The sequence below is a fragment of the Gracilimonas sp. BCB1 genome (genome assembly GCF_040117685.2).
Taxonomy (GTDB): Bacteria; Bacteroidota; Rhodothermia; order Balneolales; family Balneolaceae; genus Gracilimonas.
Genome location: NZ_JBEDYP020000014.1, coordinates 294,122 through 311,038, shown reverse-complemented (window position 1 = coordinate 311,038; position 16,917 = coordinate 294,122). Strand labels below are relative to the sequence as shown.

General features: G+C 42.1%; 16 protein-coding genes and 3 tRNA genes. 13 read left to right on the top strand and 6 right to left on the bottom strand.

Going from position 1 to position 16,917, the window contains the following annotated elements; translation table 11 throughout:
- Window positions 1-49: 49 nt before the first annotated feature.
- The 3 genes from ABFW99_RS12160 (at window position 50) to ABFW99_RS12150 (ending at window position 338) form a co-directional block, all read left to right on the top strand.
- Window positions 50-122 (top strand) — tRNA-Glu (locus tag ABFW99_RS12160).
- A 9-nt stretch (window positions 123-131) separates the two neighbouring features.
- Window positions 132-205: transfer RNA gene (locus tag ABFW99_RS12155), tRNA-His, on the top strand.
- 60 nt (window positions 206-265) lie between these two features.
- A tRNA-Glu gene (locus ABFW99_RS12150) sits at window positions 266-338 on the top strand.
- Between the two features lie 48 nt (window positions 339-386).
- On the opposite strand, the gene ABFW99_RS12145 is transcribed toward ABFW99_RS12150, so the two are convergent.
- Window positions 387-794: a hypothetical protein gene (locus tag ABFW99_RS12145; protein WP_349353532.1), complete on the bottom strand. Its 408-nt coding sequence runs from the start codon at window positions 792-794 to the stop codon at window positions 387-389.
- Between the two features lie 64 nt (window positions 795-858).
- A complete protein-coding gene (locus tag ABFW99_RS12140) occupies window positions 859-1,809 on the bottom strand; it encodes a glycosyltransferase family 2 protein (protein ID WP_349353533.1) in 951 nt (316 codons plus the stop codon).
- 80 nt (window positions 1,810-1,889) lie between these two features.
- Here ABFW99_RS12140 and ABFW99_RS12135 point away from each other — a divergent pair, with 80 nt between their 5' ends.
- Window positions 1,890-2,210, top strand: coding sequence for a MerR family transcriptional regulator (locus tag ABFW99_RS12135; protein WP_349353534.1), 321 nt, complete (start codon window positions 1,890-1,892; stop codon window positions 2,208-2,210).
- Window positions 2,211-2,280: 70 nt separating this feature from the next.
- Here ABFW99_RS12135 and ABFW99_RS12130 read toward each other — a convergent pair whose 3' ends face one another.
- Window positions 2,281-3,216, bottom strand: a complete 936-nt coding sequence (locus tag ABFW99_RS12130) for a COX15/CtaA family protein (RefSeq protein ID WP_349353535.1) — start codon at window positions 3,214-3,216, stop codon at window positions 2,281-2,283.
- 81 nt (window positions 3,217-3,297) lie between these two features.
- On the opposite strand from ABFW99_RS12130, the gene cyoE reads away from it, so the two are divergent.
- Window positions 3,298-4,203, top strand: coding sequence for a heme o synthase (cyoE, locus tag ABFW99_RS12125; protein ID WP_349353536.1), 906 nt, complete (start codon window positions 3,298-3,300; stop codon window positions 4,201-4,203).
- Window positions 4,204-4,216: 13 nt separating this feature from the next.
- Here the strand turns inward: cyoE and ABFW99_RS12120 are convergent, their stop codons facing one another.
- From ABFW99_RS12120 to ABFW99_RS12110, 3 genes are all read right to left on the bottom strand, one after another.
- Window positions 4,217-5,656, bottom strand: coding sequence for an alpha/beta hydrolase (locus tag ABFW99_RS12120; protein ID WP_349353537.1), 1,440 nt, complete (start codon window positions 5,654-5,656; stop codon window positions 4,217-4,219).
- A gap of 219 nt (window positions 5,657-5,875) precedes the next feature.
- Window positions 5,876-6,361: a M23 family metallopeptidase gene (locus ABFW99_RS12115; RefSeq protein ID WP_349353538.1), complete on the bottom strand. Its 486-nt coding sequence runs from the start codon at window positions 6,359-6,361 to the stop codon at window positions 5,876-5,878.
- A gap of 271 nt (window positions 6,362-6,632) precedes the next feature.
- On the bottom strand, window positions 6,633-7,379 hold the full coding sequence (locus ABFW99_RS12110) for an RDD family protein (RefSeq protein ID WP_349353539.1): 747 nt from the start codon (window positions 7,377-7,379) through the stop codon (window positions 6,633-6,635).
- A gap of 117 nt (window positions 7,380-7,496) precedes the next feature.
- On the opposite strand from ABFW99_RS12110, the gene ABFW99_RS12105 reads away from it, so the two are divergent.
- The 8 genes from ABFW99_RS12105 to ABFW99_RS12070 all read left to right on the top strand — a co-directional run bounded on the left by ABFW99_RS12105 (window position 7,497) and on the right by ABFW99_RS12070 (window position 16,864).
- Window positions 7,497-8,450 (top strand): stage II sporulation protein M, encoded by a 954-nt coding sequence (locus tag ABFW99_RS12105; protein WP_349353540.1) that lies wholly within the window; start codon window positions 7,497-7,499, stop codon window positions 8,448-8,450.
- On the top strand, window positions 8,447-9,271 hold the full coding sequence (locus ABFW99_RS12100) for a hypothetical protein (protein ID WP_349353541.1): 825 nt from the start codon (window positions 8,447-8,449) through the stop codon (window positions 9,269-9,271). Before ABFW99_RS12105 ends, ABFW99_RS12100 begins: the two co-directional genes overlap by 4 nt.
- The gene (locus tag ABFW99_RS12095; RefSeq protein ID WP_349353542.1) at window positions 9,268-9,987 is read left to right on the top strand and encodes a DUF4129 domain-containing protein; all 720 of its coding nucleotides are present in this window, start codon (window positions 9,268-9,270) and stop codon (window positions 9,985-9,987) included. The genes ABFW99_RS12100 and ABFW99_RS12095 overlap by 4 nt, the downstream gene beginning before the upstream one ends.
- Window positions 9,987-11,189: a DUF4350 domain-containing protein gene (locus tag ABFW99_RS12090; RefSeq protein WP_349353543.1), complete on the top strand. Its 1,203-nt coding sequence runs from the start codon at window positions 9,987-9,989 to the stop codon at window positions 11,187-11,189. The genes ABFW99_RS12095 and ABFW99_RS12090 overlap by 1 nt, the downstream gene beginning before the upstream one ends.
- Entirely contained in the window at window positions 11,186-12,205 is a 1,020-nt protein-coding gene (locus ABFW99_RS12085; RefSeq protein WP_349353544.1) for an AAA family ATPase, read from the top strand. The genes ABFW99_RS12090 and ABFW99_RS12085 overlap by 4 nt, the downstream gene beginning before the upstream one ends.
- 160 nt (window positions 12,206-12,365) lie before the next feature.
- Window positions 12,366-13,706, top strand: a complete 1,341-nt coding sequence (locus ABFW99_RS12080; RefSeq protein WP_349353545.1) for a DUF58 domain-containing protein — start codon at window positions 12,366-12,368, stop codon at window positions 13,704-13,706.
- A gap of 12 nt (window positions 13,707-13,718) precedes the next feature.
- Window positions 13,719-14,690, top strand: a complete 972-nt coding sequence (locus ABFW99_RS12075) for a DUF5683 domain-containing protein (RefSeq protein ID WP_349353546.1) — start codon at window positions 13,719-13,721, stop codon at window positions 14,688-14,690.
- 2 nt (window positions 14,691-14,692) lie between these two features.
- Window positions 14,693-16,864 carry a WD40 repeat domain-containing protein gene (locus tag ABFW99_RS12070; protein ID WP_349353547.1) on the top strand — a complete coding sequence of 724 codons (2,172 nt, stop codon included), beginning with the start codon at window positions 14,693-14,695 and terminating at the stop codon, window positions 16,862-16,864.
- The last annotated feature ends 53 nt before the right edge of the window (window positions 16,865-16,917 follow it).

The window sequence follows — 16,917 nt, the reverse complement described above, 5'->3', positions numbered from 1 at the left end:
GAGGTTTACACGAGTTGCTCTTTTTTTGACTTATTGAATTTTTATTAATGCCGCGTTCGTCTAGGGGTCCAGGACGCCGCCCTTTCACGGCGGTAGCACGGGTTCAAATCCCGTACGCGGTACTATTAATGGAGCTCGTAGCTCAGTTGGTTAGAGCGCTAGGTTGTGGCCCTAGAGGCCGTGGGTTCAAATCCCATCGGGCTCCCTTTTATATTAGCTGTGGATTGATATAACATCCACGGTTTTTTTATGGACTATATTTTATGCCGCGTTCGTCTAGGGGTCCAGGACGCCGCCCTTTCACGGCGGTAGCACGGGTTCAAATCCCGTACGCGGTACATACAAAACACCAAAGCCTTGTGATCAAACTCACAAGGCTTTTTTTATCAGTCTTTTTTGAGCTCTAACCCCAGATAATAGCGCATGGGTTCACTTTGCCCGGACTCACCAATCACAAATAACTGATAGGTGTATTTTCCTTCATCAAGAAAATCTTCTCCAACATAGTCTATGGGTTGCAGCACGGCTTTCTCTCCATCAATTTCTGATTCGATGTAAGCGTAGCGATACGCCTTGTTCACTTTTCGGTAGTCGCTGCTTCGGGCAGGCTCTAATGTTCCATAACTCACTTCTTCGTCAGGAAATGAAACCCTGATATTTTCGAGGGTGTACTCCGATGAATTTTGGATCCGGATTTGAACATCTTTATTGGAATCAAAGATGTTTGCGTCACACCCTGCCATCATGATGAACAGAAATGTTGAAATGAAAAACAGATTACTTTTCAGGCTCATAGTTGTGTTGGTCTAAGTTTCAGAACACAAGATAAACGCTTCCGCAATTTGATAATTATACCCGCTAAATAATTTCTCTTACCCGGGGTTTCTGATCTTTTACGTTGTTTTTGTTAATCATCTCTCCTAACAATCCGGTTGAGAAAAATTGCACCCCAACTACCATCAGCAAAATTCCGAGAAATAAGAGCGGGCGATCCCCAATTCCCTGACCATAGACAAACTTCAGAAATGCCATGTACAGGTTGATCCCACCTCCGGCTACAAGTAGCAACACTCCTACGGTCCCGAAAAAGTGCATAGGTTTTTGTAAGTACCGCTGCACAAATGTAATTGTAATCAGATCCAGAAAACCATTCATAAACCTGGACAGGCCAAACTTGGTTTTACCATATTTACGAGCGTGATGAGTAACCACTTTCTCTGTAATCCTGGTATACCCCTCCCGCTTTGCCAGCATGGGTATATACCTGTGCAGTTCACCATACAGATAAATATTCTTAACCACTTCAGCTCTGTACGCTTTGAGGCCACAGTTAAAATCATGCAGTTCAATCCCGGCTACCTTCCGGGTTACAAAATTGAAGAATTTGGACGGGATAGTTTTTGAAATTGGGTCATGGCGTTCTTTTTTCCATCCACTCACCAGATCATATCCGTCTTTAAGCATTTGTACCATCTCCGGCACTTCATTAGGGTCGTCCTGAAGATCAGCATCCATGGTTACCACATACCTCCCCTTTGCTTTCTCAAACCCGGCCTGCAGGGCTACACTCTTCCCGTAATTGTGGCTGAGTGCAATTCCATGAATAAAATCTTTCTCAGCTCCCATGGAAAGTACCTGTTGCCACGATGTATCTGATGAACCGTCATCCACGAAAATGATTTCATAGTTGTAGTCAGCCGATAACGCCTTGTTGATTGCCTTTTCTAATTCAGGCAATGATTCCTCTTCATTATAAACAGGAACCACGATACTGATGTCGATATTTGTTTGTGAAGGTGTATCTTCCAAAATGTATTCTTTTATATATGTTCAGAAATGGTTTACTTTCACGCCATTAAAAACGTTCTAAAATACACTTTCTGTCTGCTATGAAAAAATTGTATTACTCAATGGGTGAAGTCAGTAAGCTAACCGGACTTGAACCCCACGTTTTACGAAACTGGGAAAAGACTTACACGGAGCTGAGCCCCAAGAAAAACAGCGCCGGAAACAGAGTGTATAAAGAGCAGGAACTGGCACTCATCTTCAAGATCAAGGAACTGCTGCACGACAAAAAATACAGTTCGGAAGGTGTTCAGGAGATTTTACGTGACGGAGAGATAAAAGACACCCCTCCCCTCAGTGCTGAAGCCAGAAAGGACCTGAATGAGATCAAGGTTTTTCTGAATGATTTGCTGGAAAGATTATAGGCTAAGATCCAAGCACCAAATTTCAAATCGTTATTCGTTATTTGAGGACTTAGTCGTTCGTCATTTTTCGTTAATCATTATTCGTTACAGCTCCTCTTCTCAGAATCAGAATCATCAGAAACTGGGTGCAGACCATAACTGCAACTCCCACTATATGCAGTACCTGTAACACGCGGGGCATCGCCAGATAATTGAGACCTATCCCGATAAACACCTGCACAAAAACCAGCGCAACGTTTAAATCGCCAAGTGTTTTTACCCATCCTTCTGCATTCTCTTTTCTCATAAGGTAAAACACCCATCCGGCAGCTATCACCAGCAGCCATGAGAAACTACGGTGAATGGGGAATATACCCTTTATGTTTTCAAGCCATGTTCCTCGCGGTGGCACAAAAGGGGTATTTTTAATTACATCGATAGCTTCCCTAACCTGTGTGCCAAGTACAAGCTGAATAATGGTTAACCCAAATAATACCCAAAATGTCCAAATCATTTTCTTTCGGAAACTTTCCTCAATCCTGATCTTAAACAGGTCGCTTGTGGCCTCAAAAGTTGCATAAAGCAGTACTGTAACAATCACCATTGCCACTAACATATGAGCCGTAATCATACCCGCATGCAGGCCGGTTTTTACCACTACTCCACCCAACCATCCCTGGAACAGTACAAGCACAAAAGCGGCAACAGAACTGTAAAAAACGGTAGGTTTCTCTTTTCGATACCTGATGGAAAGCACACACGTAGCTGTAATCAGTAACCCAATGACCACTCCCACCAACCGGTTTACATACTCAATCCAGGTCTTCCACACATTAAATTGAGACTCGTCAAAACCCGCCGGAAGGTCGGCTAAAGTGGTGGGAGGTATCCACATACCAAAACATTTAGGCCAGTCGGGACAACCGAGCCCTGCCCCCGCGGCCCGCACTAACCCTCCAACTAAAATCAGGAATAAAGTTGCTGCAACGGTTGTTATTGCTGTTTTCTGAAATGCATTCAATTTCATAGCTGAAAGACTGTGAAGTATGAGGAATAATATTTAAATTTGGTGTCTGTAAACGTATTTATTTCGACCTATCAAATTTACATGAATTCAGCCGAAGATAACATTCTCATCAAGAGATCTTTTACGGATGTTATTACCGATTACTACCAACTGACCAAGCCGGGCATCACTATGTCGGTATTGGTGAGTATGCTGGTAGGGTTTATCCTCGGCAGTGGGGCTAACATCAATTTTGTGACGCTCATTCACGCCTTGATAGGAACTTATCTGATTGCTGCCGGAACAGGTGCCCACAATCAATTTATTGAACGAGCTTCCGACGGATTGATGAAGCGTACATCCAAGCGTCCGCTCCCTGATCAGCGCATCGATTCTAAAAGCGGGATGATCTTTTCCCTGAGCCTCATTTTCTCGGGTTTAATGTACCTGATTCTCTTGGTTAATCCTGTTGCCGGAGCGGTATCTTTTGCAACGGCTCTGATTTATCTCGGCGTTTACACCCCGATGAAAAAAGTTTCTCCCATCAACATTGCCATTGGCGCTGTTCCCGGAGCCCTGCCTCCCGTTGGCGGATGGGCTGCTGCTACCGGTAATATTGCAGAACCGGGAATGTGGCTTCTCTTTGGTATCATGTTCTTCTGGCAGGTACCCCACGTTCTGTCCATTGCGTGGTTGTGTAAAGACGACTATTCCAGCGCCGGACTGAAGATGTTGCCCCGCAAAGACGAAAAAGGCATTAAAACTGTATTCTGGTCCTTAGTTTGCACCCTGTCTCTATTCCCGGTTACTTTTGCTTTGTATCAGTTTGACATTTCGGGTATGATTTTTCTGGTAGCAGGAATTGTATTCGCATTGGGCTTTCTTTTCTACACCATCAAGTTTGGGATAGATCGCACGAAAGCCAACGCCAAGAAGATGATGTTTGCCTCCATTGCCTACCTTCCTCTGGTTTGGATTGCTGTATTTGTGGACCGGTTTTTTGTCTGAAATTGAATCTCATTCAATTTTCTGTAGCAAATAAAAACCGAAGCATATCCGGTACCCGCTTGGCCCACGCCCGTTCATTATGAGCAGCTCCTTCCTCAATAATAAATTTCAGATTTCGAGCTGACCACCCCTTTTCTGCTAAAGCCCGATGTAAAGCTTTTGCGTTATCTACGGCACCTTCACCCTCAGCCGTTCCCATATCCAGCCAGATATGCTGACCAGTAGTACCTGGCAATTGTTTAACTTCATCGATGATCATTCTGCCATCCCACCAAACAGAAGGAGAAACCACCAACAGCTTACTAAATACATCCGGGTGATTGAGCCCGAGATATAGTGTAATTAAGCCGCCCAAAGAAGAACCCCCTAAAGCCGTAAACTCTTTCCCCTGCTTGGTTCGGAAGTTCTGATCTATAAATGGTTTCACCTTGTTCAGAATGAATGCACCATACATATCCCCTTTACCACCTATTGACGGCTTGCTTGCAATTAGTTTATCAACCTTACCATCTGATAAAGAAAAACCAAACGTGATACCGGCCTGTGGCAGGTAGAAATTATGCCTGGCTTTGAGGATCAGAGACTGCCAAAAATCCCCGCCGGGAATCATGGCATAGAGGGTGTCTGCTTTTGTTCTGAACCGGATGGTGTCTCCTTCTGTCGATTTATAGTCTCCAGCATAGGCCCCGGGAAATGAGGGTGCTTGTGCAGGTGAAACACGCTCCAGCTCATGCCTCCACACCTGCTTGCTGGGTGTATATTCATCAATTCTGTCCTGCGTGTTACCGATGCCTACAATAATAACCGGTTCAATATCCCCTGACTGGATCAGTTCCTCTGCGGCTTCATCAACTTTCCATTCCTGTCCGATGTCCGAAGCGTCAAACAACGCTCGGCCGTCATGCATATACAACACCGGGTAGTGTTGGTCACTTTCCTCGTAGCCCGGAGGCAGGTAAATAAACAAGTCTCGCGGTAACAGGTTTTCACCCTGAAAATCCCTGACAATCTCTAGATTCCCGGTTATAGTAACCGGTGGTTGAGGAGGCCGATCTTCCCATGCGATGCTTAATTTATTTTCCATTCCTTTATAAATGGTGACATCATGATTTCGACCCGCTTGCCAGCCATCATCCGGATTGTGCGCTCCATCCACTTTTATTTTGAAGGATATCAACAGGCTGTCGGCATTAAGATTAAAAGGCACGGCGACTTCATACACACCATCCTTATCATCATCGAAAGCCGAATAAGTGGTTCCCCAGTTTAATGGAGGCTGATCACCGCGAATACCGACCATTTCTGAGTCCGGCTCGAGCCAGCCCTCAGAAATCGGGTTATTCATGTCTAAAGAAAAGAAAAGGGTATCAGACGTTTGGGCAGATGCTCCGCCCGTAATTGATAAACTTAAAAGCACGATCCCGAACTGAGCATGAATAAGAAGATAGCGCATAAATGGTTTTTACTGAGATGATAATAAACGGAGAATATACAGCATATTTCAAAATGGGTTACCTGTTTTTCCAACCAGCAATATTCAAATTCTTTCCCTTTATAACCATCTAATGGAACACGGATAATACTGATGGTACGAATGGTCACTGATTCATAAATAACAGAAAACTCACCTTCAATCAGCGATTACCGGCTCAATCCTCTCATCTGTGTTCTATCAATCGTGGGGCAGATACTTCAATGGATCTTGAGGCTCGCCATCAAGTAAAATTTCGAAATGAAGCACCGGCCCGGTCGTCTGTCCGGATTTTCCGGCTAAACCCAGCAATTGACCTTTTTCTACTTTTGATCCATTGGAAAGCTCTTTGTCAATACGGCCTAAATGAGCATAACGGGTTACAAACCCATCTGAATGCTTTACCATAATAAAGTTACCGAACTTTTCCTTCTCGCCGGCAAACAGTACAATTCCTTTTTCAGAAGCGTAAACCTTATCTCCTTCACTAACTTTGAAGTCGATACCTTTGTGCATTTTTTGTGTCCGAAGAATAGGATGAGTTCGCATTCCAAAGTTCGAAAGTACTACCGCTTTATCATTCAGGGGGTTAATGAAGGAAACACTTCCGTTATTTGCAGATTCTACAACCGCCGGATCAAAACTTAATAGCGAAAGTAGTAGCGTCAGAATAGCAACAGTTTTCATAATTAGACCCCTGGTTTATGAATAAATAATTAACTGAAATAGCGAAATAAACCAATATAAAGCAAACCCAATCAGATCAAGTCATCAAGGTATTCCCTCAATCAGGTAAATCAGGGTTCAAAATAATGTTAACCTACGATTTAATGGAACACGGATAGTACTGATGCTACGGATAGTCACTGTTTGACAAACAACAGAAAACACACCTCCAATCAGTGGTCATCAGCTCAATCCGCCTCATCCGTGTTCCATTTCTTTCATTCATGTTCCATCACCCCTTTCCATGGATGGCGTTGTAATCTTTAATCACGGTTTGCAGGAATTCATCCCCGCTCATTCCATGATCTTCCACCCCCAAGCGGTCTTCAATTTTCTTGCGGGTTTTTTGGAGCATCAGGAACCAGTTGTCATAATCGTAATGAGAACGGGAATCGAGTACTTCCCGGATAATGCGGATGTCTTTATCTGTAAGTTCAGCTACTTGCTGAAACCGGGGTTCGTAAGCATCAGCTACTTTGGAGTACAGTGTATTATCCAGGTTCACTTTCTTACGCTCTTTGATTACGCAGGTCTTACCAAGTATATCGCCGATGCGTTGTCCCTTCCCATTCAGCAAAATAGCCACAAAAGCCAGCACGCCACTGGTCATTGAAATTTCCACCAGCCGAAACATCCACCGAACCAGGTACCCTCCAAGATTGGCTCGCGTTCCGTCTACCTTAACCACCCGGATTCCCACAATCTTCTTTCCCAGACTGTAGCCGTTGGATACCAACTCTGATACCAGGTGATAGAGCATAAGCGGGAGAACCAGTACGATGTAAAGCACCCATATGGAATCCTCAAAACTCCCGGCCGAGGAAGGGCCGATATCATTTACATACCCCCAAATCCATATCACCACCAGGTAATAAATCCCGATAAAAAAAGCGTCCAGGAAAAAGGCCAGGATGCGTTCTCCCACTCCGGCCGGCTCATAGCTGAGTTTTACATGTTGTGAGGTTTCTATACCTACCATAATGCTGATTTATTGGGATTTCTGTGGTTTCGTATTGGTTTTGATTTGTTATCTTCTTGCACACAAACGAGCGCCAAGTTAGGCTCATGTATGTTAAAACGAAAGTGATTTTACGGAATGAGAGAAGTTGCCTTTTTACGGAAGAATGCAGACAAATGGAAGGAGTTTGAGAGTCTGCTGAAGGATAAATCTCAGGATGACCCGGATAAACTCGCTGATTTATACATTGAGCTTAGTGCAGACCTGGCTTATGCTCAGGCCAACTACCCCGGCAGTAAAACCGAAGAATATCTGAACCAGCTTTCGGTTGCCGTTCATGATGAAATCTATCGTTCCAAAAAAGAAGAGACCAATCGTCTGATTACGTTTTGGACGGTGGAACTGCCCCTGCTTTTTGCAAGCAAACAAAAAGAATTACTCTATAGCTTTATTGTTTTTAGCGTTGCTATCGGCATTGGCGTGGTGTCTTCTATGAACGACCCTTCTTTTGTGAGATACATTATGGGTGATGCCTACGTGAACATGACCATCAGCAATATTGACCGGGGTGATCCGCTGGCGGTGTACAAAGAAGCAGAAGAGATGAACATGTTTTTTGCCATCACCGTGAATAATGTCCGCGTTTCTTTTTATGCTTTTGCAAGTGGCTTGCTTACATCGCTCGGGGTGGGAATGGTGCTTTTGAATAATGGCGTAATGGTTGGGGCTTTCATCCACTTTTTTGCCAAATACGGATTGGTAGCCGAGGCCCTGCGGGTAATTTTCATTCATGGTACACTCGAGCTTTCCGCCATTGTGATTGCAGGTGCTGCCGGCTTTGTAGTTGGCAATGGATTTCTATTCCCCGGCACCCGTTCCCGTAAACATTCCTTTATAAAAGCCGGGCGCGAGGGGTTGAAAATGATTATTGGCTTAGTCCCCGTTTTTGTAGCGGCCGGTTTGTTAGAGTCATTTGTAACCCGCTATACGGAAATGCCGGTCTGGTTGAGCTTATTCATAATTTTGGGTTCCTTAGCTTTCATTCTCTGGTACTTTGTTTATTTACCATACACTCTAAAAAAGAAACAATGAGCGACTTCAAACTTCAAAAATATCGCGACCTCGGGGGCATATTAACCGATTCTTTTACCTACATCCGGGTGCACTACAAAAGCCTGGGCAAGGCGTTGGGACTTTTGGTTCTGCCTTTTTACATCATCTCCGGTCTTTTGGTTGGCAGCGGATACTCCAGCTTTTTCACTGCCGTGATGGATAATCCTGATGCTTCTGCTGAGGCACTTTTCAGCGGAGACTTTCTGATAGGAATGCTGCTTCTTGCCTTTTCATCCGGAGCGCTTCTTACCGTTTCTTTAACCCATATCAACCTTGCCCGGAATACAAGTGAAGTTCGGTTTGAAGATATCTTCAATAATTTCGGACGGAACTTTTTTACGCTTCTGGGCCTCTACCTACTGATCATAATCATTGTCTTCTTCGGGTTTATGTTTTTCATCATACCGGGCATCTATATCGGGATAAAACTTTTTGTAGCGCCGGCAGTTGCTGTAATAGAACAGCGAAACCCTTTTGATTCAATCAGCCGTTCATGGGACTTGGTACAAGGCCATTGGTGGTTTACATTTGCCACGTATCTGGTCATGAACATCATCACCTCATTCATGTCGTATGTGCTTATTATTCCGATGTCTATACTATTTGGCTTTCTGGCAGCCTCAGGAGCCGGCGACTCCGCCCTCATCGGAACCGGAGTGGGACTTTTTTACGGGTTACTTATTGTAGTCGCTTCGCTGTTTTCCGTACTTATGCTGATTGCCATGGCCCTGCAGTATTTCAATCTCATTGAGCGAAAAGAAGGAAAAGGATTACGCGCACAAATTGAGGAGTTGGGTTGATCCGCAGACTGCTGCTTATATTTCTCTTCCTGATTCCTGCTGCTGCAACAGCTCAGGACGATTCTACCACGGTTCAAAGCTTTGAACCGGACAGCAGTGAAGTATACGTGAGAACCGTTAGTCCATCCACGCTCGACAGTTTAACCGCTGATGATGAATTTGCTTACAACGAAGAAGCCGAAAACCCGGAAACTCTGTTAAGTCGAATTCAGCGGTGGTTTGTTCAGCTACTTCAGTGGATATTCAGCAGCCCCTGGGCTTCCATCACCGTAAGAGTCATCTTTTTTGCCATATTTGGAGCCGTTCTTTTTGCCCTTATAAATCATATGCTGGGCGGGAATCTCACCTCCTCCTTCTCCAGAAAAAAATCGGGGCAAACTCTGGCAATGAACATCGGTGAAACGGAGCTTTCCAAAACCAATTACGAGGAAATGCTACAAGCAGCACTCAATGAAAACCGCTACCGGGATGCTGTTCGAATTCTATACCTGAAAGCACTTCAACAGCTTAATGAAAATGAACTTATTAACTGGAAACCCGACAAAACCAACCATGACTACTTGCAGGAGTTGGGAAATCACCCGGCCGGCAATTTCTTCAATAAGCTTACTACCTATTATGAATATGTAGAGTACGGTGATTTTAAGATTGAAAAACCCGGATTTGAGACCATTCAGGATGTTTACGAAAAGTTTAAAACCCAGGCCGGCTCGTAGTGTTTAAAAAAGAACGAACATATTATTTCATTCTGGGCGGACTGATCGTCATATATATTCTCACTCAAATTCTGCGTCCCAAACCTTTAGACTGGACCGAAAGCTTTTCTGCTGACGACAAAATTCCGTACGGCGGCTATTTAATCCATGCCTTGCTTCCAGCTGCCTTTCCTGATGATGAAATCAGTATAAACCAATCACCTATTTTTGAATATGCCGATACTTCAAATCCCCAAAAAAACTGGGTTTTCATTAATAAGAGCTTTGGCATCGACCGATGGGAAACGGATATTTTATTATCTCAGGTTGAGCAGGGAGCCAGTGTATTTATAGCTGCCCGCACTTTTGAACAAGCCTTCAAAGACAGTCTTAAGATTGGCACGTACTTAAATAATCCTTTTTTGTCGGGAGGATCTATTTTGGATGACGACACCGTCCGGGTCAATTTCACTAACCCTCAATTAAAGAAAGAATCCGGCTTCCCTTACTATCGAAGCACTACCGAAACCTATTTCTATACGGCTGATTCTACCCTGGGCGTTACGTCACTGGGGATAAATGAAGAAGGAAACCCCAATTTCATCCGGATACAGTTTGGAGAGGGAGAAATACTTCTTCACTCCAATCCTACCCTTTTTACCAATTATTTTGTGCGGGATGAATCCGGTGCCGATTACGCCCTTAAAGCTCTGTCGTACCTTCCCGAAAGGGAAACCATTTGGGATGAATATTACAAAGATGTCCGCCTGGGCGGTGGGAGTGTAGTCCGGTATGTTGTTTCAGAAGAACATCTGAGCTGGGCCTGGTTCATTAGTTTAAGTGGAGTGTTACTGTTTATGATATTCCGCGCCAAACGGAAGCAGCGGATTATTCCAACAATCGAACCGCCTAAAAACTCCAGCATCGAATTTGCACGAACCATCGGAAGTCTCTATCTCGAAAAAGGTGATCACAAGCTTATTGCCGATAAGAAAATCCGGTTCTTCTTTGATTATATTCGATCCAACCTCGGGCTGGATACTTCCGCCATTGATAATGAACTAAAGCATGATGCAGCCCTGCGATCAGGAATTGAGGAGACCGAAATACAGGCACTTTTTGATCTGGTTGATAATATCTCAGGGAAGGACCACATCACCCAAAAAGAATTAAAACTGTTAACCGAACGAATTGACCAATTCTATAACGAGAGTCAACGATGAGCACTGAAAAAAAAGACCCCAAAAACGAACAGCCTACGCAAGAAAAACCCCCATTTGAAAGCCGTACTGATTTATCAGGCGTGGAAAAACTGGTAAGAAGTATCCGGGAAGAAATAGGAAAAATTATTGTAGGGCAGCAGCGGATGGTTGACTTGCTGATTGCCGCTCTTCTAGCCGATGGACATGTATTAATTGAAGGCGTTCCCGGTGTGGCCAAAACCCTGACCACCAAACTGCTCGCTCAAACCATCAGCGCAGATTTTTCCCGTATTCAGTTTACTCCCGACCTGATGCCTGCTGACGTAATCGGAACTTCGGTTTTCAACCCAAAAACCACGGACTTTGAGTTTAAGGAGGGACCGATTTTTTCGAATCTTGTACTGATTGATGAGATTAACCGCTCGCCGGCAAAAACACAGGCAGCCCTTTTTGAGGTGATGGAAGAACGTCAAATCACCGAAGATGGTAAAACCTATTTTATGGAGCCACCCTTTATGGTCATCGCCACGCAAAACCCGATTGAGCATGAAGGAACCTATCGGTTACCCGAAGCTCAACTCGATCGCTTTCTGTTCCGGATTGATGTCCCCTACCCTTCTTTGGAAGAAGAAGTGGAGATTTTATCCGGCAGCTATTCCCGTAAGAATAAGCTGGACATCAGCTCGCTGGATAAAGTGATTTCGGCTGAAGAAATCGCCAAGCAGCGGAATGTAGCAGCATCGGTTCACGTAGAGCCCGAGTTGATGAATTACATTGCTCAAATTATTCAGAATACCCGAAACAGCAGTTCGGTTTCTATAGGTGCTTCTCCACGAGCATCCGTTTTTGTAATGAAAGCAGCACAAGCCTGGGCTGCCATGAACGGGCGGGATTTTATTACACCAGAAGATGTGAAGGAAGTCATTAATCCTGTACTCCGGCACCGAATCACACTTACCCCTGAGAAAGAAATGGAAGGAATGAAACCCGACCAGGTAATACAAATTATTCTGGAGAAGGTGGAGGTGCCGAGGTAATTTTACTAAAGCCTCCTCCGGGGAGGGGATTTAGGGGCGGGTCAATGTTTGAATAGGTAATTAAGTTGACTCAAACATTGACCCTCACCTTTGTTTCCTCTCCCATGGAGAGGAAGACGCTTTATCCGAATAATTGAAGTAATAAGACGCACTATTCATAATGAACCCATTAACCATTTTAAAGCAATTGCATCTCAGTAACCTGTTTTTCCAGGTACTGGCCGGGGTGGCTCTGACTTTTCTGATTGGCTACTTTGTGCCCCCTGTCGGTGCTTTTGCTGAAATACTGTTCTTTGGGTTTGTAATTGTTTTTGGTATTGATTTGGTGCTTTTATTCAGCAGAACGGAGCCTGTTTCCGGAAGCAGGATAGTTCCACAGCGACTATCCAATGGAGATGAGAATACCATTCGCATACAGCTGACAAATCAGCTTAACTTTACAGCCTGGGCAGAAATCATTGATGAAATTCCCCATCAGTTTCAAATCAGAGACTTCAGCATTTCTACTTCCCTTCCGTCGGGAATGGAAAAAGAGTTTACTTATGAGTTGCGACCAACCGAACGGGGTGAGTTTGATTTTGGAAACATAAACGTGTTTATGAACACAAGAATCGGATTTGTAAGAAGAAAGTTTAGCATAGCGGCTTCAAAAACAGTTCCCGTTTATCCCTCCTTCATACAGATGCGCAAATTTGAGATGTACGCCATTTCAAACCGGTTAACGGACATTGGCATTAAAAAGATCCGCAGAGTCGGCCACACCATGGAATTCGACCAGATCAAGGAATATGTGCAGGGCGATGATGTGCGTTCTATCAACTGGAAAGCTACCGCCCGTGCCAACGACCTGATGGTAAACCAGTACCAGGATGAGCGATCCCAAAATGTAATCAATGTGATTGATATGGGGCGGGTGATGAAGATGCCCTTCGACGGTCTTCACCTTCTGGATTATGCCATTAATACCAGCCTCGTTATATCAAATATCGCCCTTATCAAAGAAGACAAAGCAGGGCTGGTCACGTTTTCCAATAATGACTCAGTAGTAGTAAAACCCGAGAAGAAAAGAACTCATATTCAGCGTATTCAGGAAGCTTTATATAACCTAAATACAAATTTTCTGGAATCGGATTACGAGCGGTTGGTGGTCTCACTGAGAAAGCATGTAAACCAGCGAAGCCTGGTATTGCTTTACACTAATTTTGAGACTTTCTCCTCCATGGAACGGCAGCTTCCCTATCTCCAACGAATAGCCAAAGACCATTTATTGGTTACCATCTTTTTCGAGAATACAGAAATGACCAAGCTGTTACATGAAGACTCAAAAACAATCGGGCAAATTTATACCAAAACGGTAGCTGAGAAATTCACCTTCGAGAAAAAACAAATTGTAAAGGCCTTAAATCAACGAGGCATTCAAACCATTTTAACCCCTCCAAAAGAGCTTTCAGTGAATGCGATTAATAAGTATTTAGAGTTGAAAGCGCGGGGGCTTATTTAGATTATTAAGTTTATGCTCAATAGATTAAGATTTACTCTATCAATACTTTTTCTGCTTCTTATTTCTGTATATGCAAACGCACAAGTCGATTCTACGAATGTTATTCTCAGGTTTGACACAGATGAATCATTCCTTGTAATAGATCAGGATTATTCAAATTGTATTCCCGTCAATCCTAAAGAGATAGTTGCGATCGAATCAGGCAAAAGAAACCTGACCATTGCTTCAAAATACCATTATGATGCCGTTGTTTCGCCAACTTTAAAACCTGGCGTGACCCACACAATCATGTTTAAACAAGAACGGATTAAGAACCTAAACAAAAATGCACATCAAAGTTCTTATACAGCGTGTAAATTAAAATCGAATGTGTTCTTTTTTGCAGACCATGATGCACGTGTCAGTATAAATGGGCAAAATATTAATGAAACTTCATTTCATACCACCCTGAACAATGGCACATATAAAGTTACAACCACCGTTGGAGGGGTGAAGGAAGTCTCGGAAATGAACATCAATGGTTATACTGTATTTGAAAATTACGTGCGGCCTACCAGAATGGAATTGTTCAAAAAGAGCTTTATTCCCGGAGCAGCTCAGTTTAGAAAACATGAAAAATTAAAGGGAGCATTAGTCATAAGCCTGATGAGTGGCTTCGGAATAAGCAGCGTTCTTTCGAACTTCAAATTAGCTCAGAAGAATTCAAAATATGAAAAGTTAAGACTGGAGTATCAATTTGCTACTGATCCACGTGAAGTTTTAACTATTGCAAAAAAAGCCGATAAAACTTACGATCAAATTTTAAAGTTTGAGCGTTATAGAAATGCATCCATTATAGCTTTTTCAGCTACATACTTGTTGAATATTATTGATGGAATAACCGCTCCAAAATTTGGATTGACGAATGATAAGATCATCATGAAACCATTTATTGATTTTGATTCAGATTTGATTCCGAAAGCAAAAATTGAAATCGATTTTTAATTATGACTAAGTACTTTTCATTTTTTGCATTATTGTTACTGTGCTCATGTGCTGAGGCACCTACCAAATTTGACAGAAATAACCTCAATGATCCCGAGGCACCAAAATTTGAATTGGAAGCTGTTCATAATTTTTCCACTGAGATCTTAGATAATAAAATTATAGAAATTTCATGGGTAGATACTTCAACCTTTGCTACCAATCATATTCTAAGTAAAAAAGTAAGTGCATCTAGTCAAAGTAAAGTTTTAGATACTCTAAATGCAGGTATTCAAAGCTATGTTGACCGGAGTAATGAAATTGATGAAACAACTACATATGAAATCCAAAGTTATAGAAGACAAGAAAGTGATAGTCTTATATATTCAAGAAGAGTTACTACAGGCTTAGAATTTGGTGGAATAGCTTCAAGCACAGTTCAACTTAATGCAGATTCCACAGCATTTATTTTTGAGTGGGAATTTGAAACTGAATGGCCCTTCATAGGAATTGTATTTGAATTTGATAATGATTCTGGAGAAGAACTTCCGATTGATACAGTTTTCGGTTCCGGGCAATATACTACTCCAGTATTCGAGAAAGACTTTGAAGAGAAATATTTCGAAATCAAGTTTTATACTTCTGAGGAAAGCACCTCTGATACACCTTATGAAAATATAACTGGAATCTATCAACCTCTTGACCTTACTCCTGAAATAACTACTATTGATGTACTTAATGAAGCAATGGTAGTCATCAACTGGGAAGATAATTCACACTTTGAAGAAGGTTTTCAAATACTAAGGGCACAAGGATTTAATTTAAATCAAGCCGGAGAGCCTGAAGTAATTGCGACTGTTCCACCAAATACTACTAGTTTTACCGATACATTAAATCCACTTATTGGATATGTAGAGAATGAGTTTGGAGGAAACACTTTAATAAAAACATATTATGGTATTCAGGCTCTAAAGAATGAAACCCAGATCGGCAGTTTTGGTTCAGAGGCAGAGTTTGAACCTCCAACTGTATCCCTTTATGCAGACGATTTCTCTTCTACCTCATTATCTTTGGGCTGGCAAGCGGATGATTACGATAAAGTCAATTCTTTTGAACTACAAAAAAGTACTGATGGAATTAATTTTATTGATTACAAAACCTTTGATAATCTTACCACTTCTTCTTTAGAACAAAATTTGGATAAAGACCGAATTCATTATTTTAGGCTTAGATCGAAAACCTCAGGCTTTACAGAAGTTGTTACTGTTAAATATTCAACCCCTCTCGTAATTGAAACTGAAATTGACTTTCCTGAAGCTTATCAATTAGAGTTTAGTGAATCAGGGAAGAAAATAGTTGCTTCAGCAGGGTTTGCATATAGAACTGATTCGCCAGAAGTACTAATATATGATTTAGATTTACAAAGTACCCTTTATAAAGGTATTCCTACTGGTAGTCCCATAACTGGTGTTGATATTGATGAGGGTAATAAATTGATTGCTTTAAGTTCAGGTCCAAACGATGAGTTATCAATCATAGATTATGAATCCAATACTATTGTTCTTCAAAAGACAAATATCAAAGCTTTTGATATAAAATTTTCGCCAAACAAAAACTTTGTTTTTAGCAATAGCTGTAACGGAGTAGTAAAAAAAATAAATGTAAACACTGGAGAAGAGCTTTTTTCAACAAATGATTTTAGTACATCATGTAGTACTCGTTCTTTATCAATTAGCCCTACAGGCGATTCGATTGCTTATAATTATGACGGGTTTTTTAAGCTACTTAATTCTTCAACTGCAGAGCCGATAGAATTTGATCATGTTTTGGATTATGGAGGCACTTCTCAAAATGTAAGCTTTGCTCAAAATGGTAAATATATTGCGAATGTTAGTGACTTTGATCAAGCTGAAATCCACTCTACTGAAACAAATAGCAGGTATCTGTTAACTAGAGCAAATCACATTTCAATTAGTTACGATAACTCATATTACGTAACAGGTTACAGAAACTCACTAAATCTCTATGATTTTGAGTCAAAAGAATCTGAAGCAAATGGTTTTGGTTTATTTACTGGAGATATTCTTGACCTCACATTCTCAACTGTACAAAATCAAATTGCCTTAAGTACAAAAGAAAAAATTTATATAATTAAGATATCAAATGATAAAAAATGGGGTGTTTATTCAGAGTGATCAAAGAAACTCCACCAAACATAAAACTAGTACCACTAATATACTCTGAATCA